The organism is Aequorivita sediminis (assembly GCF_032080575.2).
In the GTDB taxonomy this organism is placed as follows: Bacteria; Bacteroidota; Bacteroidia; order Flavobacteriales; family Flavobacteriaceae; genus Aequorivita; species Aequorivita sediminis.
This window is the reverse complement of record NZ_JAVLSO020000007.1, coordinates 65,663-84,971: the sequence shown is the minus strand read 5'-3', so window position 1 is coordinate 84,971 and position 19,309 is coordinate 65,663. Positions and strand designations below refer to the sequence as shown.

Genomic DNA, 19,309 nt, shown 5'->3' with positions numbered 1-19,309 from the left:
ACTATGCAGTTTCAAGTTGGAAAACTCTTCTAATCAATTCAATACTTTCGGCAGAGCCTTCTTCGCCTTTTAAGTGATTGACAAAATGTGTAGTGATTTTTTGAATTAGCCTATCGCTGATAATATCGGCTTGTTCCTGATTAAAGCCTTCTATCTTTTTACTTTGATAGTCTATTTCACCTTCTTTAATTTCAGCGAGCTTAAGTTTTAAAGCTCTAATGGTAGGAGCAAATTTTCTGTTATCCGCCCATTTATTGAAATCTTTTTCAATTTCAGAAATAATCTTTCTCGCTTTTGGCAATTGTGATGCACGCTGCTCTAACGTTTCGTCGGTTAAAGCTGAAAGTTCATCCAAATGAACTAGCGTTACCAATTCATTTTCTAAAACATTTTCAGAAACGTTTTTAGGAATTGAAAGATCTAAAATTAAAAGTGGTCTTTTTAAGTATAAAAGTTCCTTTGAAATAGTTGGCTGTTGTGCGCCTGTTGCAACAATAAGAATATCAGTTTGCGCTATTTCACTTTGTATATCGGCATAATCCTTAACCACCAAATTGAACTTACCTGCCACTTTCTCAGCAGTTTCTTTTGTGCGATTTATAAGGGTAATATGATCGTTTTTGGTATGTTTTATTAAGTTCTCACAAGTATTTCTACCAATTTTTCCAGTTCCGAAAAGTAAAATATTTTTTTCCGAAACCGCTGTAACCATCTTCATAATGTATTGCACTGCGGCAAAACTAACAGATGTAGCTCCTGAAGAAATTTTAGTTTCATTCTTTATTCGCTTACTTGCTTGAATAACAGCATTTGCAAGACGCTCCATAAATGGATTGAAAATATCGTGCTTTTTAGACTCGCGAAAAGAATTACGCAACTGACTTATAATCTCAAAATCCCCTAAAATTTGACTATCTAACCCCGTTCCTACAGTGAACATATGCGAAACGGCGTCGTGGTTTTTATAAATATAAGCGACTTTCTCAAACTCTTCTACTGTCCCGTTTGTAAATTCACATAACAATTTAATTAACTGATAAGGATGCTGTGCAAAGCCATAAAGCTCCGTACGATTACAGGTAGAAATAACGGTAAGTGAAGGAATTCCATTTTCTTTCGCTTGTTCCAAGATTTGCTTTTTGGCATTATCATCAATACTAAAATGACCGCGTATCTCGGCATCTGCTTTTTTATAGTTTAAACCGATAGCATAAAAATGACCCTCAAGGGTTTCACCAGAATATGACTTTAAGTTATTTTTCATCCACAAAGTATATTTTAGAAATAGAAATTAAGGATGCCTAGCGTATTCATTTTTGTAGTATGTAAAAGATTTTCAGGCATAATTTTTATATCAAGGCAAATGTACAGTCATAGTATTGCAAAAAGTAACGCTAGCGGTATCTTTTGTATCGCTACGTGTTAAAATTAATCAAAATCTGACATTTATCATATTTAATGCCCTAATTTCGCGGTTTCCCAACAAATATAACATATTTCTATTTAGAACTGTTCTAAATAAATTAATTCAAAACTTAAATGAATATTCAAAAAAATACCGCTCAAAGTTTACATGATAACGGGGTAGGTTTTTATGAAGAAATAGCTATTGAACCTGGTTTTTTTATTTTAAAATTCAGCAACGAAACTAATGAAAACCAGATATATAAGCGAGAAGTAAGTTCAAACTTTATCCAATTTCACTTTTGCATAAAGGGAGCGGCATCATTTTCATTCAACAATGGAAACTACGTGTTACCTATAAAAGAAAATAATTCACTTTTACTATATAACCCTCAACGAGATTTACCATTAGACTTACACCTAACTCCTAACTCTTGGGTACTTTCGGTGTTGCTTCCTATTAATAAATTCCACAGTTTTTTTTCAACGGAAGCCGATTATATCACCTTCTTAAATGAAGAAAATAAAGACCGGAAATATTATAAGGACAGTCCAATTTCACCTTCTATGGCAATTGTGTTGAATCAATTGATGAATTACAACTTACACCCAACTATAAAACCTCTCTATTTTAAAGGGAAAGCTTATGAGTTGCTAAGTTTATATTTTAATCGCCCAGCCGATGCCGACATAGAGCAATGCCCGTTTTTAGCAGATGAAGTAAATATTTCAAAAATTAAACAGGCTAAGCAAATTATTATTTCTAGAATGGCTGAACCTCCAACTTTGCAACAACTAGCCGATGAAATTAACCTGCCAATTAACAGGCTAAAGGAAGGATTTAAGCAAATTTACGGCGATTCTGTTTTTAGTTTTTTATTCGACTATAAAATGGAAGTTGCACGCCAGCTGTTAGCAACAGGATCTCATAACGTAAACGAAGTTGGACTTAAAGTAGGGTATAGCACTTCAAGTCATTTTATCTCTGCATTTAAAAAGAAATTCGGTACTACTCCAAAGAAATTTTTAATGGGTCTTAATGTTTAAACATCCTATAAATGTCTATTGAAACTGAACTAGTAGAAACTATCTTTAAAAATCTCACTTTCACGATTGAAGAGAAAAATTTACTAGCGCAGACCTTTAAAAAACAATACCTCACTAAACACAGTTTATTGCTAGAAGCTGGACAGCAGGTTTACGATCAATACTTTGTTGTAGACGGATGTTTACGCACATATTATATAGACCCAGAAGGGAAGGAACACACGGTTCAATTTGCGATAGATGATTGGTGGATTAGCGATTATACCGCATTTTTTAGCAGCAGTAAAGCAGTTATGAATATTGAATGTATTCAGGATGCTACACTTTTTAAAATATCAAAGAAAGACATGGAATTGCTATATTTAAAGATTCCAAAGCTAGAATCTTTCTTTCGCGTAAAAATGGAGCGCGCCTTTGCCTCTTTTCAAAAAAGAATAATTTCTAATCTCGCCCAATCTGCCTCCGAGCGTTATATAAATTTTGTGAATTCCTATCCCAATATAGAGCAAAACGTAAAAAACTATCATATTGCTTCATATTTAGGAATTACCACCCAAAGTCTTAGCCGAATTCGAAAAGAGCTAGTAAAAGGCTGATTTATTACCATAGGTCAATTTTTTTGACAATTCTACCCGCTACCTTTGCTGATATAAATAAGTGAATAGAGTTTAAAGGCTATGAAGTAATTCATTAAACAGAATTTAATTCTTTTTACGGTGATAATCGCCGCGTTAACTTCTTCTTGTGGAAACTCACAAAAAGACGAGATAACAAATGAAGAATTAAAGTCATTAACACAAGAAAAGATGAAAAAGGTATTATTTGTATTAACAAGTCACTCCGATTTAGGAGATACAGGAGAGAAAACGGGATTTTGGGTAGAAGAATTTGCTGCTCCTTATTATTTACTTAAAGATAAAGGTGTTGAAATTACAATAGCCTCTCCTAAAGGTGGTCAACCACCAATAGACCCAAAAAGCGAATCTCCGGAATCACAAACTCCCGCTACGGTTAGGTTTTATAAAGATGAAGAAACGCAAGCCATACTTGCCAAAACAGTAAAATTAGAAACAGTAGATCAGGCAAACTTCGACGCCGTGTTCTATCCTGGTGGACACGGACCATTATGGGATTTAGCTGAAGACAAAAATTCTATTGCACTTATAGAGTCATTTTATAACAATGACAAAACAATTGCAGCTGTATGTCACGCTCCTGCAGTATTCAAGAATACTAAAAAAGGAGATGGCACACCTTTGGTTAAAGGAAAAAAGGTTACAGGATTTACTAATAGCGAAGAAGATGCTGTACAGTTAACCAATGTTGTTCCATTTTTAGTGGAGGACATGTTAAAAGAAAATGGAGGAGAATATTCTAAAGCTGAAGATTGGGCTGTTTATGCAGTTGAAGATGGACTATTAATTACAGGTCAAAACCCAGCCTCTTCAGAATTAGTTGCTGAAAAATTATTAGAAAAACTAAATAAGTAAAAGTTAAGAAAACCGTAGTTATATGAAATTAATTGAAGATTTGAAGTGGCGGTATGCTACTAAAAAGATGAATGGAGAAACCATTCCACAAGAAAAACTTGATTATATATTAGAAGCAGCACGATTGGCTCCTTCATCTTCTGGGCTTCAACCTTATAAAATATTTGTAATTACTAATAAAGAGTTATTACTTAAATTAAAGCCAGCAGCTTGGGATCAAAGTCAGATTTTGGATGCTTCACACGTTTTAGTTTTTGCTTCTTGGGATGGGTATACTTTAGACAGAATAGAATCTGTTTTCAATTACACAATGAATGAGCGTGGATTACCGCTTGAAACTATGGACGCATATAAAAACAACCTTTGGGGTATGTACGAACCACTAAGCCAAGAGTGGCATGCACATCACGCTGCTAAGCAAGCTTATATTTCATTTGGTTTGGCTATTGCCGCTGCAGCAGAGCAAAAAATTGACGCTACACCTATGGAAGGATTTACTCCTGAAACTGTAGATGAGCTTCTAGACTTAAAAAAACAAGGACTAAAGAGTACACTTATTTTAACATTAGGTTACCGCGATGAATCGGAAGATTGGTTGGTAGATATGAAAAAAGTACGTACTCCAAAAGAAGAATTTATAACTGAGATAAGTTAGAGTTTGATTAATTGTTAGTTTGTAAACCCCGATATTCAACGAAAATTGAACATTCGGGGTTTTTTTGTTTTATATTTTATATTTGAGCAATTGAGGCTTAAATAACACATAAGCTTTTCTAATATCGCCATAGGATTAATTACCAATATCACTCTTGAAGGTTCAACTTTAAAAGAGTAATTTTGTTTTTTTAAATTTAATATACAAATGAAAGGAGTTCTCCTAGTAAATCTCGGTTCACCTGATAGCACCGACCCGAAAGACTTAAAAAAATATCTTGACGAATTTTTGATGGATCCAAGGGTAATTGACGTTCCCTTTTGGCTTCGCTCTTTTATAGTAAGAGGTATTATATTAAATACTCGACCAAAAAAATCAGCCGAAGCTTACAAAAAGATTTGGTGGGATGAGGGGTCTCCTTTAATTGTAATTTCAGAGCGACTTCAAGAAAAAATTCAGAAAAAAACTACAATACCTGTTGCTTTGGCCATGCGTTATGGAAGTATGACCTTAAAAAAAGGGCTACAAGAATTGGTTGACCAAGGGGTGGATGAAGTTTTAACGATTCCATTATACCCACAATTTGCAATGGCTACAACCGAAACCATTGATGTGAAAGTGGAAGAACTAAAGAAGGAGTTTTTTCCGCAACTAGAGATAACTTCACTTCCGGCTTTTTACAATAAACCAGAATATATTGAAGTGCTTTCAAAAAGTATTGCCGAAAGTTTGGAAGGTGTAGATTATGAGCATTTGCTATTTAGTTATCACGGTGTTCCAGAACGACATATTTACAAAAGAGATATAACTAAAAGTCATTGTAAAATAGACGGTAGCTGTTGTGTAACAGATTCACCAGCCCACGAATACTGTTATCGTCATCAATGTTTTAAAACAACCGAATTAGTTGCCGAAAAACTAAACCTAAAACCAGGAACATATTCTAATGCCTTTCAGTCGCGTTTAGGTTTTGATCCGTGGTTAAAGCCACCTACAGACAGAACAATTGAAAGATTTGGATTGGAAGGAGCTAAAAAAATTGCCGTTGTAACCCCTGCTTTTGTGAGTGATTGCCTAGAAACACTGGAAGAAATCGCTATGGAAGGTGAAGAGATTTTTCACGAAGCTGGCGGAAAAGAATTCACAACTATACCTTGTTTAAACGATCGTGACGATTGGGTTGATGTTTTAACAGGCTGGATTGACCAATGGCGAATTGCAGATGTAAAAACGGCAATTGCCTAATTGAAAGTATATCTCTATATAAGGAGAATGTAATTTTCAGGGTAATAAATTTTCAGAAACTATATGAAACCTAATCAGTCTGATGCTCTTGGCACCGATGCTATTGGTAGCTTATTGGTAAAACAAGCTTTACCTGCATCAATCGGAATTTTAGTGATGTCACTCAATGTAGTGGTAGACACTATTTTTGTTGGGAATTGGATTGGTTCTATTGCCATTGCAGCAATAAATGTTGTTCTACCTGTATCATTTTTTATTGCCGCCTTGGGTATGGCAATTGGTATTGGAGGATCTTCTATTATATCTAGAGCTTTAGGTTCTAACAACAGAGCTAGAGCCCTTAAAACCTTTGGAAATCAAATCACACTAACACTTTTGCTTACTGTAGCAATGGTGATTTTTGGATTAATTTTTATTAACGATTTAATTCCAGCTTTCGGAGGTAAAGGCGACATATTTGAGCCTGCAAAAATTTATTATCGCATAGTATTATACGGAGTGCCCCTTCTCGCCCTTAGCATGATGGGAAACAATGTAATTCGCGCTGAAGGGAAACCAAAGTTCGCCATGATTGCGATGATTATTCCTTCCGTAGGAAACCTCCTTTTAGATTATATTTTCATTTACATTTTCGATATGGGGATGGCAGGTGCCGCTTGGGCAACCACTTTTTCATATTCCTTATCATTCTTTTACATACTTTATTACTTCTTGAGCGATAAAGCTGAGCTAAAAATAAACTGGTCACATTTTGGACTTGACCTTTCTATATTAAAGGAAATATCGGCTTTAGGGTTTGTAACCTTAGCAAGACAGGCAGTAGTTAGTGTAACCTATCTGTTAATGAATAATATCCTCTTTAACTTTGGCGGTGAAGCTTCAGTTGCAGCCTATGGAATTATTGGGAGAATGCTAATGTTTGCACTCTTCCCAGTTCTAGGAGTTACCCAAGGATTCCTACCTATTGCAGGTTATAATTATGGCGCAAATAAATACACACGCGTAAGAGAAAGCATTAACAAAGCCATATTATACGCAGGGGGATTAGGGATTCTAATTTTCATATTAATAATGTCGTTCCCTGTAGCTATAACCTCCGTATTCACTAATGATCCTGATATTCTTTCAGAAACCCCGCATTATATGCGGTGGGTGTTTGCTGCTACTCCTATTATCGCAATTCAACTTATAGGTTCGGCATACTTTCAAGCAATTGGAAAAGCAGTTCCCGCTTTACTGCTAACATTAACAAGGCAAGGTTTTTTCTTTATCCCATTAATATTTATTCTGCCGCATTACTTTGGTGAATTAGGGGTTTGGATTTCTTTCCCTGTGGCAGATATATTATCTACTATCGTTACTGGTTATTTTTTAAATAGAGAAATTCGAAAAACCCTCAAAGAATAAATATTAAAAGGTTACTTTTAAACTGTTTTTCTATACTATTTCAATGGAACAATACTACCTATACATAAAATCATTACACCTTATTTTTATAGTTACTTGGTTTGCTGGACTTTTTTATATAGTTCGCTTGTTTGTTTATCAAATTGAAGCTTCACAAAAACCTTCTCCTGAAAAAGAAATTTTAGGAAAACAACTCAACATAATGGCCTCTCGATTATGGAATATCATTACCTGGCCAAGTATGATTCTAGCCTTAATTTTTGGCTTTTGGCTTTTGGGAATGCGCATGTTTTGGCTAACAGACGCATGGATGCAGGTAAAATTAGCGTTTGTAGTCGCGCTTATTATTTATCACTTTAAGTGCCATCAAATTTTTAAACAACTTCAAAAAGGGATAATTAAACACACTTCAAATTCAATGCGACTCTTTAATGAAGTGCCGACCATTATTTTGTTTGCTGTTGTGTTTTTAGTTATCTTGAAAAGCGCCGTAAACTGGATTTATGGAACTGTAGGAATCATCGTTTTTTCTATGTTATTGATGATGGGATATAAAATGTATAAAAGAATTAGAGAGGAAAAAAACAAATAAGACTTATCAATTCTAAATTCTAGTTTAAAGCGGATTAATTATTGCTATCTTTCTTCTTCAAAATGATATAAGTGTACTTTTATAAAAAATCGCTACGTACTAGAATCTTTCTCTCCATGATTTTCTTAGTCATTGGAGCCTCAGTACTCATTGCTATTGTAACCGTTAATCAATATAAAACAGAAGCCGAAGATTATCACCGTGATCGATTGTTGCGTAAAGAATCGGCTATTCGTGCTAATATTAAATACGTATTAGACAATACTACCTATCCCGAAGAAACAAACCAAATTCCGCTAATTTTTAAGGATAAGATTTACGAAATAAAAGATATCCACGGACTCGAAATTTTCCTTTACGACCTCGATGGAAATCTTTTAAAATCTTCAAGACCTTCTTTTTTCAGAGATACAGTTTCACAAAAAATCCCAGACTTGGTTTTGGATAGGCTTCAAAACTCATCACATAAAAATTATATAAAAGCTTTTGAAGAAGGTGGACAAAAATACCAATCGTCTTACACCTACATTACCGATAGTTATTTTAAGCCCTTAGCGATACTTAATCTACCGTATATAGAAGACGACGACCTAATCAACAAAGAGCTTACAGATTACCTCTACAGACTTGGAATCGCCTATTTACTAATGTTGTTAGTGGCGATTGCAATGGCATATTTTCTTTCAAAATATATTACTCGATCTTTAAAGGAAATAAGTGAAAAGTTAGCAGAAACCCGTTTTGATACTCGAAACAAGAAAATACACCTTAGCGACACTCCTTCCGAGATTTCGACACTAGTAAATGCGTATAATAGAATGATTGACGAGTTAGAAAAAAGTGCCGCACAGCTCGCTGCTAGCGAACGTGAAACTGCTTGGCGTGAAATGGCAAAGCAAGTAGCACACGAAATTAAAAATCCGCTTACCCCTATGCGACTAACAGTCCAGAGTTTTGAACGAAAATTTGATCGCAACGACCCAGATATTGAACAAAAAATTGCTGAGTACACCAACACCATGCTTCAGCAAATAGATACTTTGAGCTCCATTTCTTCGGCTTTTTCAACCTACGCAAAAATGCCAGCGCAGCAAGATGAAACACTAAACGTAGTTAAAATCACAAAATTAGCCTTAGAGATTTTTACTGAAAATTATATATATTTCTTTTCAGAAGAAGAGGAAGTTCGCGTACTATTCGACAGAACGCAGCTAGTTCGGGTAGTTACCAATCTAGTTAAAAATAGTATTCAATCTATTGAGCAGAAAAACCCTGAAGAACCACGTATCGAAGTCACAGTAAAATCGGAAGGAACTAGTGTGTTTATACGCGTTACAGACAATGGAGTTGGCGTACCTAACCAAAACAAAGAAAGAATATTTGAACCCCAATTTACCACTAAATCTAGTGGGATGGGACTAGGCTTAGGAATGGTAAAAAATATTGTTGAGAGATACGGCGGAACAATATCGCTAACTTCGACATCTGAAAAAACCACTTTTGAAGTTTCATTCCCAGCAATACAATAGGTTTTTAGTAGCTTTGTGGTAACAACTTTTTTAAACTCAAGATCTAGCAGCCGCACATACTGAATTTCTTACCAATTGGCATCCGAAACAATTAGTATCAAGGTCTTAAACCATAAAAAAGTTAGTGAACAAAAGAAAAAAGATTATCTAAAAAAAATAGAATATGAGCTATCAAAACATACTTTCAGAAACTGATAATGGTATTACAACCATCACAATTAATCGTCCATCAAAGTTAAACGCTTTAAATCGTGAAACCATTCAAGAACTTCACACTGCTTTTAAAGAAGCAGATGAATCTTCAGAGACAAAAGTGATTATTGTTACTGGTAGTGGTGAGAAAGCCTTCGTAGCCGGTGCAGACATTAGTGAGTTTGCAGATTTTTCGGTAGCTGAAGGAGGAAGTCTTGCGGCTAAAGGACAGGAATTACTTTTCGATTTTGTTGCAAACCTAAGTACTCCTGTAATTGCAGCTGTTAACGGTTTTGCTCTTGGTGGTGGCTTGGAATTAGCTATGGCAGCTCACTTCCGTATAGCTTCAGACAATGCTAAAATGGGATTACCGGAAGTTTCATTGGGAGTAATTCCTGGATATGGAGGTACGCAACGCCTGCCTCAGCTAGTTGGTAAAGGCCGTGCTATGGAAATGATTATGACAGCGGGAATGATTGATGCTAACCAAGCCTTGCAGTACGGATTAGTAAATCAAGTAACTACTCCTGAAGCATTAAATGAGACTACTGAAAAGATTGCAGGAAAGATTATGAGAAACTCCTCTGTTGCAATCAAATCGGCTATAAAAGCGATAAACGCTAATTACGAAGACGGCGTTAACGGATTTAATGTTGAAATTGAAGAATTTGGAAACTGCTTTGGTACCGAAGACTTTAAAGAAGGAACACAAGCATTTCTTAATAAGAGAAAACCAGATTTTCCTGGGAAATAATACCAAACAAGATATTCAATTTAAAGCCTTGCAGAAATGCTAGGCTTTTTGCTTTTGATTCGGAATTCCCCCCCTGCTACCAATCGAAAAAACCTTAAGTTTTCATTGGAGAAATAATTTCAAATTATTATATTTATAACTCTCATTCAGAATCACATTAAGTGATAGCAACCTGCTAAAACAGGCGAAGGTGCTAAAGAAATGTGCCTACTTCCAGGAAAAAAATGTTCTCAACCCATTTATTACAATTTTAAATATTAAGTGTTTCTAGGCCTCTAAAAACGCAACGAATAACAAGTTCAAAACTGACAAGTTTTGACTGAAAATTAGATTAAAAATTTGCGAAATATAACCTACGCAAAATTTTGATCTGTGAGATAATTTTTAGAAATGAATAATTATTAACCTAAATATATTTATATGACCAACATTACATTTAATGAATTGCTTAACGAGCACAAACACCTTTTAAAAGACTCTACTTACGTAAAAGTTTTTGATTTTTATATAAGTGGAAATACAGATCCAGAAAAGCTTCAAAGTTTGTTATTTCACGAAGAGACTGATTGGATTTACGATTCAAGTTGGGACAAATCGGATAGGGCCAATGGAAAAAACCCAATGAGACAAGAATACACCGATAAAATGAATAAAAAAAGAATCTCATTAGGTGTCAGTCCGCTTACTGAAAATGGTTATAACCCAGATGAAACATCTAAAAATTTCTGTATTGCGATTATAAAAAACTCGCCAAAGCACAGCGATCTTTAGCATTATAAGTGAATTTTCGAGGTTCAGGATTTTCGTGAAAAGCAATCCTTACATCAAAGTTTGAAGTGTATCCAATGTAAAACCTGGATAGACTATCTGAATATAATATGTAAACACAGTATTCCATAGTATTACAAAACAAAAAACCCAGACGGTTGTCTGGGTTTGTTTGCTCCTCTTCTTGGGCTCGAACCAAGGACCCTCTGATTAACAGTCAGATGCTCTAACCAACTGAGCTAAAGAGGAATTTATGTCTTGCCTTTGCCAGCTTTTACTTGCTATTACAATCCCTTAGATTGCGTAGGCGGGTGCAAATATAAGCCTTTTTTACATTCATCAAAATAAAAAAATAAAAAAATTTAAAAATTTTAACTTTTTTACCTTTCTGCTTAAACTTGCAGGTTTCTATTATTCAAATAACCAGCGATATATGTCGTTTCCATTGGCGAAAAGAACTAATGCAATTAATATGAAAAATCCAACCATTTGAGCATATTCCATAAACTTATCGTTAGGTTTTCTGCCTGAAATCATTTCATATAATAAAAACATTACATGTCCTCCATCCAAAGCAGGAATAGGTAGAATGTTCATAAACGCTAATATAATAGATATAAGCGCGGTTGTTTCCCAAAACCTCACCCAATCCCAAGCTTCTGGGAAAAGGTTACCAATGGCTCCAAAACCACCGACCTTAGTAGCTCCTTTTTTAGTGAATACATATTTAAATTGCGATGCATAATCCTTCAGCGTATTGTAACCATAACCAAAACCGCCAACAATACTTTCACCTAGAGTATAATCCACCTTAGTCTGACCCACTTGTGAAATAACTTCTTTTCTAGATACATTAATTCCTATTATCCCTTCATCATTAGGCTTAACTCTTAAAGTATCTTGACCATTGTTCCTTTCAACAACTATAATATTTTCATCATTCTTGGATAGTAACTTTTGAAACTCATCATAATATTTGATGCTTGTTCCATTAACCGCAATAATTTTATCGTTCTTTAAAAACCCTGCTTTACCAGCGGGATGATCTGCAAGTACAGTATCTATTACAGTTGATGTTCTTGGAAGAAACGGAAAGTGAGTGTCATTCTGAAACATTTTTGTTCCAGCGTCATCAGGTACTGAAATTGTTTCAATAGTTCCATCTGCATGTTTTACCTCAACCGAGGAAACGTCGCGTAAAAACATATACTTGTTAATTTTCATAACATCTTCAAATGGCTCTCCGTTCACTTTTAAAATATGATCTCCATTTCGGAAACCGTATTCTTCAAATTGCTCTGTAACCGCGAAGCCTTGAGGAATATCTTCGTTGGTAGTAATACTGCTTCCGTTGAAATACAGAAGACTCATATAAATAACAAAACCAACAATAATGTTTACTGTAACCCCACCAAGCATAATAATTAAACGTTGCCAAGTTGGTTTACTTCGGAATTCCCATGGTTGTGGCGGTTGTGCCATTTGTTCCTTATCCATACTCTCATCAATCATTCCGGATATTTTTACATAACCTCCTAAGGGCAACCAACCGATTCCGTAAACGGTTTCACCAATTTTCTTTTTAAAAAGTGAAAATTTCACATCAAAGAAAAGATAGAATTTTTCAACTCTAGTTTTAAAAAGTTTTGCGGGAATGAAATGTCCTAGTTCGTGAAGGACAATTAACAATGAAAGACTTAAAAGTAATTGTATAGCTTTAACAGCAAATGGACTCATAATTTCTTGAATAGATATTTATTAAAACAGTCGCGATTTTAAACAGGACTCATAGTCAAAAATCGAACCAATTCTTCAATTTTTCTGAGCAGTGTGTATATAGCTCCATTGAAAAATCGCACAAAAGTAATCTTTTAGAGCTTGCAAAAAAAATAAGCGGATGTGTTACTTGTTATTAATTAATGAAATTAAACGGTATATCCTCAACAGCTTTTGAATGATACCAACTAATTTTTCACTATAGTTTTATTGATAACTCCTTTGGAAGTTTCTAGTTGAAAAAACAAAATTCCACTTGGTAAGCTTGAAACATTAATGCTTTCTGAATAAGCCTCAGCATAAAGCAATTGCCCCAAGGCGTTAAATATTCTAACTTGAGAAACTTGGAGAGATTCAGATTTATTCAAATTTATTTTGCCAGAGGTAGGGTTTGGATACAATACAATTTGATTTTCTAAAGTGAAATCATTAACCCCTAAAATTACTTGGTCATTTCTTGAAATAATATCGTTTTCAGGATCGAATTGAACATTTTGCACGGTAAAATTCACGGAAGGCTGAAAGTTTTGCCCATTAAAAGTATTATCAAGGACTATGTCTAAAGATTCACCTTGTGTACCTATCAATCGAAGGGGCACAGGAACTTCAAAATAAGATACAGAGGAATGACTTTGCGACTGATTTATTCTCACATTAATACTCCCAGTAGTTGTTTGATTCCAACTGATATTAAAACTTGGATACCCTTCGCCATAAACCCAATCATTAAAAAATTCGGAAAGGTTTTCGCCGCTTGCATTTTCTAGGTTTCTAATTAAATCAGGCGTTTTTGCGTATCCATAGGAAAGTAATGGATCTGATAAATAATCTTGTAAGCCTTGAAAAAATAATGCATCTCCTAATTTTTTTCTAAGCATATGAATTACCATTGCTCCCTTACTATAGGAAAGCCTACTGTTAAAAATTCGTCCCACAGTAGTAGTGTCTTGGGCAGGGATATAAACCGACCCATTTGGAGCATCGGTAATGTAGGAGGTTTGGTCTTGTTTCCAACTATTAAAAGCACCAGAGCCGTCAAGACTTTCTACTACCATTCCCGACATATAGGTAGCAAACCCTTCATTTAACCAGATATCTTGCCAGCTTCCACAAGTAACTTTATTTCCAAACCATTGATGCCCTAGTTCGTGAGCTATCAATCCACGAGAAAATCCACCCATAAAAGAAACCGTAGTGTGCTCCATACCTCCACCCCAACCGAATTGAGCGTGACCATATTTTTCTTGAGCATATGGATACGGCTCAAACTTGTCGGCAAAAAGATTCATAATATCAACCGTTACAGGAGTTTGGGTTTGCACATAACTTAAATCTTCTGGGTAAACATAATTTACAATTTCAAATGGATTTCCATTATTAGCAACAGTATGCGAATACACCGCGTAGTTTGTTACTGCAATGGCCACTAAATATGCTGGAATTGGATATTGATGACGAAAATGAGTGGTTTTATTATTTCCATTTACCGTCTGATTTATTTCTAAACCATTGGAAACAGCAATATACTCTTCATTTGAAGGGTTATATCGTGGTGTTGTGAGATATACATCAAGTAAATCTATTTTGTCTATTAAGTCTTGCTTACAAGGCCACCAAGCTTTAGCTCCAAAAGGTTCCGATAAAGTCCATAAAACAGGATCACCTTGATGCGTTGCTATCTCAAAAGATCCGAAGCCAGAACTTATCGGGTTACCGGAATAACTTATAGACAGTGAATCTAAAACACCTTGATTTTGAATTTGCGGTAGTGTAATTACAACCTCATCGTCGCTATTTTGGGTGAAAGAAAGCGAAACTCCTCTTTGTTTTACTTCTGATACAGTCATATTATCGACCAATTCAAAAACAATAGAACTTATATTTTCTTTTGCTTCAAAATGTAAAGTTACTTTGCCACTTATATAAGCTTGAGTAGGATTTACATTCAATTCTAAGCGCGCGTATTTTAAATCGTAATTGCCTGTATTCATATTGCGCTGTGGAGCAAAATGACCCCTTGCCGATTTTGCTTCAGCTTCACTAATTTCGTCCAAATAACGATTTTGTGAAAATGCGATAAAGGATATAAATAAGAAAAATGGAAGAACTAAATGTTTCATTTCTGTAATATTAAAATTGGTGAATGAATACCGCTAAATTAAGGTGTTAAATGTATTCATTTTGATAGTTTTAGAGCTTATTTTTGCGGTTTAATATAAATTGTCAGTCTAAAATCTTACGATATGCTTACTTTTTTTAAGAAGTATAAATTCTTTGGAATTGTTTTTCTTATCATTTCAATAATTATAATTGCCATTATATATTCTGTAATGAAACCGAAAGAAGTACTCCGCGTTTATCAACCTGCCGATGTTACTGCAGAATTGGTAGATACGACAATGCAATATGTTAAGAAATACCACACTATAGCCGATTTTAGCCTTATAAACCAAAATGGAAAAACGGTAACACAAAAGGATTATGCCAATAAAATTTATGTGGCCGATTTCTTTTTTACTACGTGCCAAACCATCTGCCCTATTATGACAGATCATATGGTAAAAATTCAAGAAGAATTAAAAGACGATGATGAAATTTTACTACTATCTCACACCGTTACTCCCGAAATAGATAGCGTGCCTCAACTTAAAAAATATGCCGTTGAAAAAGGAGTTAATGATGCAAAGTGGAATTTGGTTACAGGAGATAAAAAAGAAATTTACGACCTCGCTAGAAAATCATACCTCGCAGCAAAGGACGTTCCTTATGAAGAATACGATTTAATTCATACCGAAAATTTTGTACTTGTCGATAAAAAGAAACGCATCCGTGGATTTTATGACGGCACAGACCCTGAAGCTATCGAAACACTTCTTCACGACATCGAAGTTTTAAAAATGGAATATTCAGAAAAATAGTTTTGCAGGTTTTCCATAGAACCTTCTAAAAGCTTTCTCTTTCTACCTACGAGAAAAAATAAAGCAGCAGTGAAACCTTAAAAGACAGCTCAAATTTTTCTGATTCTTGAGTTCTTAATTCTGAATTAAAAAACTTACTTTTGCCTTGTTTAAATTCAATCTAAATAAATAGAAGTGCTAACAATCGCATCTTTAAAGAAAGGGCAACGCGGTATTATCAAAGAATTTTCTGTTGATATAGTTCCGTTGAAGCTATTAGAAATGGGCTGTCTTCCGGGCAATGAAGTCACTTTAGTTCAAATTGCTCCTTTTAAAGATCCATTGTATTTAAACATAAACGGAAGTCATTTAGCTATCCGTTTAGAAATGGCTTCTAAAATTGAAATTGAACTGATTTAACATCAAAACTGCATTCGCACCAAGTTAAGGGAGCTGAAATATGGCAAAACAAATTAACGTAGCACTTATTGGGAACCCAAATACTGGAAAAACCTCTGTTTTTAACCGGCTGACTGGAATGAACCAAAAGGTGGGAAACTACCCTGGAATAACAGTTGAAAAGAAAGAAGGTACCTGCAAATTTGGACGTAATTGTAAGGTTCATATTTTAGATTTGCCTGGAACTTACAGCTTAAACGCCTCTTCCTTAGATGAAAATGTTGTTATCGAACTTCTTCTAAACAAAAATGATAAAGATTTTCCCGACGTTGCTGTGGTAGTTGCCGATGTTGAAAACCTGAAGCGAAACCTTTTACTTTTTACACAAATTAAAGACTTAGGAATCCCTACGATTCTAGCCATTAATATGTCGGATAGGATGAAACGTAAAGCAATTACGCTTAATGTTCCCTTACTTGAGAAGAAATTAAACACTAAAATTGCCCTTATCAGTTCAAGAAAAAACCTTGGATTTGATTACTTAAAAGAATTGATTGAAAATTACAATCAGCTTCCTACTAAACCTTGCCTAAATGCATCTAATATTGCCCCTGAGTATTTTGATAGATTACAAAAAGCTTTTCCTAATCAGGATCTTTACAAACTTTGGCTTGTAATTACTCAAGATGTAAACTTTGGAAAATTAGACCGAAACGAATTGCAAGGGGTAGCCTCCTTTAAAACTGAATCAACAAGTAATCTAAAACGTCTTCAGCAAAAAGAAACTATCGCGCGGTATAAGTTTATTAATGAAACTTTAAAAGAAACACTACATATAGACACTGCCAAAGCGAAGGATTTAAGAAGTAGATTAGATCGGGTTTTAACCCATAAATTTTGGGGATATGTTATTTTCTTTGGAATTCTTCTGCTCATTTTTCAAGCAATTTTCGATTGGAGTGCGTACCCAATGGACTTTATAGACAGTTCGTTTGCTTCGTTAAGTGAATGGGCAAAAAACACATTACCTCCGGGCGATTTCTCAAATTTAATTGCAGAAGGAATTATCCCTGGTTTAGGAGGAATTGTAATATTTATCCCACAAATAGCCTTTCTATTTCTGTTCATTTCGATTTTAGAAGAAACGGGATATATGAGTCGTGTGGTTTTTCTTATGGACAAACTTATGCGACGTTTTGGTCTTAGCGGGAAAAGTGTGGTACCCCTAGTAGCAGGGACTGCATGTGCTATTCCAGCAATAATGGCCACGCGAAATATTGAAAATTGGAAGGAACGACTAATCACTATTTTAGTTACGCCTTTTACAACTTGTTCTGCTCGACTTCCGGTTTATTTAATAATTATTTCATTGGTGATTCCCGATACAAGGGTTCTCGGTATTTTTAGCTTACAAGGTCTTACCTTAATGTTTATGTATATTTTAGGGTTTGGCGCTGCGATTTTATCGGCCTATATTTTAGATAAAATTTTGAAAGTTAGAAGCAAGAGCTTCTTTGTAGTAGAAATGCCAAACTATAAAGTACCATTGGCGAAAAATGTAATTATCACAGTAATTGAAAAAACAAAAGCATTTGTTTTTGGAGCTGGTAAAATTATTTTGGCCATCTCTATTATTCTTTGGGTTTTAGCTTCGTATGGCCCAGGAGATTTTAACGATGCAGAAGAAATTGTAAAAAGTGAATACGCTTCTCAAAATCTATCGGATGATGATTTAGAAATGCATATAAATTCTTTCAAACTCGAGCATTCCTATATCGGTCACGTCGGCCACTTTATAGAACCAGCCGTAAGGCCTTTAGGCTACGATTGGAAAATAGGGATTGCCTTAGTGAGCTCTTTTGCTGCAAGAGAAGTATTTGTAGGAACGCTAGCCACAATTTATAGTGTAGGTAGTGATGATGAGCAAACTATTAAAAGCCGAATGGCCGCGGAAATAAACCCTGTATTGGGTGGTCCACTGTTTAATTTTGCTAGCGGAATATCCTTATTACTTTTTTATGCTTTTGCAATGCAATGTATGAGTACACTCGCCATTGTAAAAAAAGAAACCAATAGCTGGAAATGGCCAATGTGGCAGTTGGTTGTAATGACTATTATAGCTTATGTAGTGTCTCTAGCTGCTTATCAGTTTTTGAAGTAGTTTTCCTTTCCTACTAGCTCCTTCCCCTTTTTCAGGGGAAGGTGGCATCTATTCTGCAAAGCGGAAATAGATGCCGGAAGGGGTAAAGTAACAATTTTTAGAAATTAAACACCATGCAAACAATACTAGTAATAATAGCATTTTTACTTGCAGTTGGATTTTTAATTACAACATTTATTTGGAATCCTTTTAAAACAAATAAAACTTCAAAATATAAAACTGGAGATCATTCCGACTGCAGTAAATGTAGTTTTCATTAATTTTTGTTGAACAAGTGCTGCCTATGATACTTATAGGCTTTTCCGTATCTTTGTACTATGCAAACAATCTTAGTTTTAATCACGTTTTCTTTAGCAGCAGGCTTTTTGCTTAAAAAGTTTGTCTGGAACCCTATTTTTGAAGCACGCCAAAACTCTGGCAATACCTTAGACGGTGGAAAAACCAAATGTGGTAAGAAGGATTGTGGGTGTCATTAATTATTCTTCTCCTCACAAACCAACAAAACATAACTAGTATCTTTTCCAGTACTTTCAGATGTTGGATAAGGATTTAGCGTTAAACCATTAATTACAAATTTATCTGAAGTAAAAAGGTTGGTGTTTTTTTCTTCGCCAGGTCTTGTTTCACCAAAAATCAAGGTTACTTCCTCGGTTTTCCCATTTGAAGTTACTTCAGCTTTTACAATAGCTCTTCCTGCCCAAATACAGTTCACTCCTTCAGGACAACGAGAATCTTCAATCACTTCTAGAAATTTTACTGAAACACCTTTTAAAACTACCGTTTCACCTTCTGGTACCTTTACCCCTATTTTAGGAGTTTTAGGTGAATCTTGTCCAAAAGAAAGACTTGAAATAAGAATTAATATAGCAAATAGTGAGTTTTTCATAGTTGTGAAATTTATAATTTTTAAAGATAATTAAAAATATTCTACTTTTTGTTTTTAAAAGAATACCAATAATTACGAAGTTTTATGAACTTCCAGCCTTTTCCTAT

19 protein-coding genes, 1 tRNA gene and 1 riboswitch are annotated in these 19,309 nt (G+C 34.8%); of the genes, 14 read left to right on the top strand and 6 right to left on the bottom strand.

What is annotated here, in order from left to right; translation table 11 throughout:
- Position 1: 1 nt before the first annotated feature.
- Positions 2-1,264, bottom strand: coding sequence for a glutamyl-tRNA reductase (hemA, locus tag RT250_RS11240; RefSeq protein WP_313114823.1), 1,263 nt, complete (start codon positions 1,262-1,264; stop codon positions 2-4).
- A gap of 275 nt (positions 1,265-1,539) precedes the next feature.
- Between hemA and RT250_RS11235 the strand changes: the two genes are divergently transcribed.
- The 10 genes from RT250_RS11235 to RT250_RS11190 all read left to right on the top strand — a co-directional run bounded on the left by RT250_RS11235 (position 1,540) and on the right by RT250_RS11190 (position 11,086).
- Positions 1,540-2,451 carry a helix-turn-helix transcriptional regulator gene (locus RT250_RS11235; protein WP_313114821.1) on the top strand — a complete coding sequence of 304 codons (912 nt, stop codon included), beginning with the start codon at positions 1,540-1,542 and terminating at the stop codon, positions 2,449-2,451.
- An 11-nt stretch (positions 2,452-2,462) separates the two neighbouring features.
- On the top strand, positions 2,463-3,047 hold the full coding sequence (locus RT250_RS11230; RefSeq protein ID WP_313114819.1) for a Crp/Fnr family transcriptional regulator: 585 nt from the start codon (positions 2,463-2,465) through the stop codon (positions 3,045-3,047).
- A gap of 210 nt (positions 3,048-3,257) precedes the next feature.
- A complete protein-coding gene (locus RT250_RS11225; protein ID WP_313114818.1) occupies positions 3,258-3,941 on the top strand; it encodes a type 1 glutamine amidotransferase domain-containing protein in 684 nt (227 codons plus the stop codon).
- Between the two features lie 22 nt (positions 3,942-3,963).
- On the top strand, positions 3,964-4,596 hold the full coding sequence (locus tag RT250_RS11220) for an NAD(P)H-dependent oxidoreductase (protein ID WP_313114817.1): 633 nt from the start codon (positions 3,964-3,966) through the stop codon (positions 4,594-4,596).
- A gap of 207 nt (positions 4,597-4,803) precedes the next feature.
- On the top strand, positions 4,804-5,841 hold the full coding sequence (gene hemH, locus RT250_RS11215; RefSeq protein WP_165145909.1) for a ferrochelatase: 1,038 nt from the start codon (positions 4,804-4,806) through the stop codon (positions 5,839-5,841).
- A 63-nt stretch (positions 5,842-5,904) separates the two neighbouring features.
- Positions 5,905-7,248, top strand: coding sequence for an MATE family efflux transporter (locus RT250_RS11210; protein ID WP_313114816.1), 1,344 nt, complete (start codon positions 5,905-5,907; stop codon positions 7,246-7,248).
- Positions 7,249-7,291: 43 nt separating this feature from the next.
- Positions 7,292-7,840 carry a CopD family protein gene (locus RT250_RS11205; protein ID WP_313114815.1) on the top strand — a complete coding sequence of 183 codons (549 nt, stop codon included), beginning with the start codon at positions 7,292-7,294 and terminating at the stop codon, positions 7,838-7,840.
- A 116-nt stretch (positions 7,841-7,956) separates the two neighbouring features.
- Positions 7,957-9,369 (top strand): sensor histidine kinase, encoded by a 1,413-nt coding sequence (locus RT250_RS11200; RefSeq protein WP_313114813.1) that lies wholly within the window; start codon positions 7,957-7,959, stop codon positions 9,367-9,369.
- A gap of 163 nt (positions 9,370-9,532) precedes the next feature.
- A complete protein-coding gene (locus tag RT250_RS11195) occupies positions 9,533-10,315 on the top strand; it encodes an enoyl-CoA hydratase/isomerase family protein (RefSeq protein ID WP_313114812.1) in 783 nt (260 codons plus the stop codon).
- A 137-nt stretch (positions 10,316-10,452) separates the two neighbouring features.
- Positions 10,453-10,549, top strand: a riboswitch (SAM-I-IV-variant riboswitch).
- A 186-nt stretch (positions 10,550-10,735) separates the two neighbouring features.
- A complete protein-coding gene (locus RT250_RS11190) occupies positions 10,736-11,086 on the top strand; it encodes a hypothetical protein (RefSeq protein ID WP_313114811.1) in 351 nt (116 codons plus the stop codon).
- Here the strand turns inward: RT250_RS11190 and RT250_RS11185 are convergent.
- The 4 genes from RT250_RS11185 to RT250_RS11170 all read right to left on the bottom strand — a co-directional run bounded on the left by RT250_RS11185 (position 11,052) and on the right by RT250_RS11170 (position 14,979).
- Positions 11,052-11,213: a GIY-YIG nuclease family protein gene (locus tag RT250_RS11185; RefSeq protein WP_313114859.1), complete on the bottom strand. Its 162-nt coding sequence runs from the start codon at positions 11,211-11,213 to the stop codon at positions 11,052-11,054. The two genes, RT250_RS11190 and RT250_RS11185, sit on opposite strands and share 35 nt — an antisense overlap.
- A gap of 45 nt (positions 11,214-11,258) precedes the next feature.
- Positions 11,259-11,332 (bottom strand) — tRNA-Asn (locus tag RT250_RS11180).
- A 162-nt stretch (positions 11,333-11,494) separates the two neighbouring features.
- Positions 11,495-12,820 (bottom strand): RIP metalloprotease RseP, encoded by a 1,326-nt coding sequence (rseP, locus tag RT250_RS11175; protein ID WP_313114810.1) that lies wholly within the window; start codon positions 12,818-12,820, stop codon positions 11,495-11,497.
- Positions 12,821-13,047: 227 nt separating this feature from the next.
- On the bottom strand, positions 13,048-14,979 hold the full coding sequence (locus RT250_RS11170; RefSeq protein ID WP_313114808.1) for a M1 family metallopeptidase: 1,932 nt from the start codon (positions 14,977-14,979) through the stop codon (positions 13,048-13,050).
- Positions 14,980-15,102: 123 nt separating this feature from the next.
- On the opposite strand from RT250_RS11170, the gene RT250_RS11165 reads away from it, so the two are divergent.
- From RT250_RS11165 to RT250_RS11150, 4 genes are all read left to right on the top strand, one after another.
- Positions 15,103-15,777 carry an SCO family protein gene (locus tag RT250_RS11165; RefSeq protein WP_313114807.1) on the top strand — a complete coding sequence of 225 codons (675 nt, stop codon included), beginning with the start codon at positions 15,103-15,105 and terminating at the stop codon, positions 15,775-15,777.
- Positions 15,778-15,951: 174 nt separating this feature from the next.
- Positions 15,952-16,176: a FeoA family protein gene (locus RT250_RS11160; protein ID WP_313114805.1), complete on the top strand. Its 225-nt coding sequence runs from the start codon at positions 15,952-15,954 to the stop codon at positions 16,174-16,176.
- Positions 16,177-16,216: 40 nt separating this feature from the next.
- Complete coding sequence (gene feoB / locus RT250_RS11155) at positions 16,217-18,316, top strand: ferrous iron transport protein B (RefSeq protein WP_313114804.1); 2,100 nt, start codon at positions 16,217-16,219, stop codon at positions 18,314-18,316.
- Between the two features lie 317 nt (positions 18,317-18,633).
- On the top strand, positions 18,634-18,792 hold the full coding sequence (locus RT250_RS11150) for a hypothetical protein (protein WP_271392314.1): 159 nt from the start codon (positions 18,634-18,636) through the stop codon (positions 18,790-18,792).
- Here the strand turns inward: RT250_RS11150 and RT250_RS11145 are convergent.
- Complete coding sequence (locus RT250_RS11145; protein ID WP_237606844.1) at positions 18,789-19,202, bottom strand: hypothetical protein; 414 nt, start codon at positions 19,200-19,202, stop codon at positions 18,789-18,791. The two genes, RT250_RS11150 and RT250_RS11145, sit on opposite strands and share 4 nt — an antisense overlap.
- Positions 19,203-19,309 lie beyond the last annotated feature (107 nt).

Coding starts and splice junctions, on each gene's coding strand:
- hemA (WP_313114823.1), bottom strand. CDS start 1,264: ATGAAAAATAACTTAAAGTCATATTCTGGTGAAACCCTTGAGGGTCAT.
- RT250_RS11235 (WP_313114821.1), top strand. CDS start 1,540: ATGAATATTCAAAAAAATACCGCTCAAAGTTTACATGATAACGGGGTA.
- RT250_RS11230 (WP_313114819.1), top strand. CDS start 2,463: ATGTCTATTGAAACTGAACTAGTAGAAACTATCTTTAAAAATCTCACT.
- RT250_RS11225 (WP_313114818.1), top strand. CDS start 3,258: ATGAAAAAGGTATTATTTGTATTAACAAGTCACTCCGATTTAGGAGAT.
- RT250_RS11220 (WP_313114817.1), top strand. CDS start 3,964: ATGAAATTAATTGAAGATTTGAAGTGGCGGTATGCTACTAAAAAGATG.
- hemH (WP_165145909.1), top strand. CDS start 4,804: ATGAAAGGAGTTCTCCTAGTAAATCTCGGTTCACCTGATAGCACCGAC.
- RT250_RS11210 (WP_313114816.1), top strand. CDS start 5,905: ATGAAACCTAATCAGTCTGATGCTCTTGGCACCGATGCTATTGGTAGC.
- RT250_RS11205 (WP_313114815.1), top strand. CDS start 7,292: ATGGAACAATACTACCTATACATAAAATCATTACACCTTATTTTTATA.
- RT250_RS11200 (WP_313114813.1), top strand. CDS start 7,957: ATGATTTTCTTAGTCATTGGAGCCTCAGTACTCATTGCTATTGTAACC.
- RT250_RS11195 (WP_313114812.1), top strand. CDS start 9,533: ATGAGCTATCAAAACATACTTTCAGAAACTGATAATGGTATTACAACC.
- RT250_RS11190 (WP_313114811.1), top strand. CDS start 10,736: ATGACCAACATTACATTTAATGAATTGCTTAACGAGCACAAACACCTT.
- RT250_RS11185 (WP_313114859.1), bottom strand. CDS start 11,213: ATGGAATACTGTGTTTACATATTATATTCAGATAGTCTATCCAGGTTT.
- rseP (WP_313114810.1), bottom strand. CDS start 12,820: ATGAGTCCATTTGCTGTTAAAGCTATACAATTACTTTTAAGTCTTTCA.
- RT250_RS11170 (WP_313114808.1), bottom strand. CDS start 14,979: ATGAAACATTTAGTTCTTCCATTTTTCTTATTTATATCCTTTATCGCA.
- RT250_RS11165 (WP_313114807.1), top strand. CDS start 15,103: ATGCTTACTTTTTTTAAGAAGTATAAATTCTTTGGAATTGTTTTTCTT.
- feoB (WP_313114804.1), top strand. CDS start 16,217: ATGGCAAAACAAATTAACGTAGCACTTATTGGGAACCCAAATACTGGA.
- RT250_RS11150 (WP_271392314.1), top strand. CDS start 18,634: ATGCAAACAATCTTAGTTTTAATCACGTTTTCTTTAGCAGCAGGCTTT.
- RT250_RS11145 (WP_237606844.1), bottom strand. CDS start 19,202: ATGAAAAACTCACTATTTGCTATATTAATTCTTATTTCAAGTCTTTCT.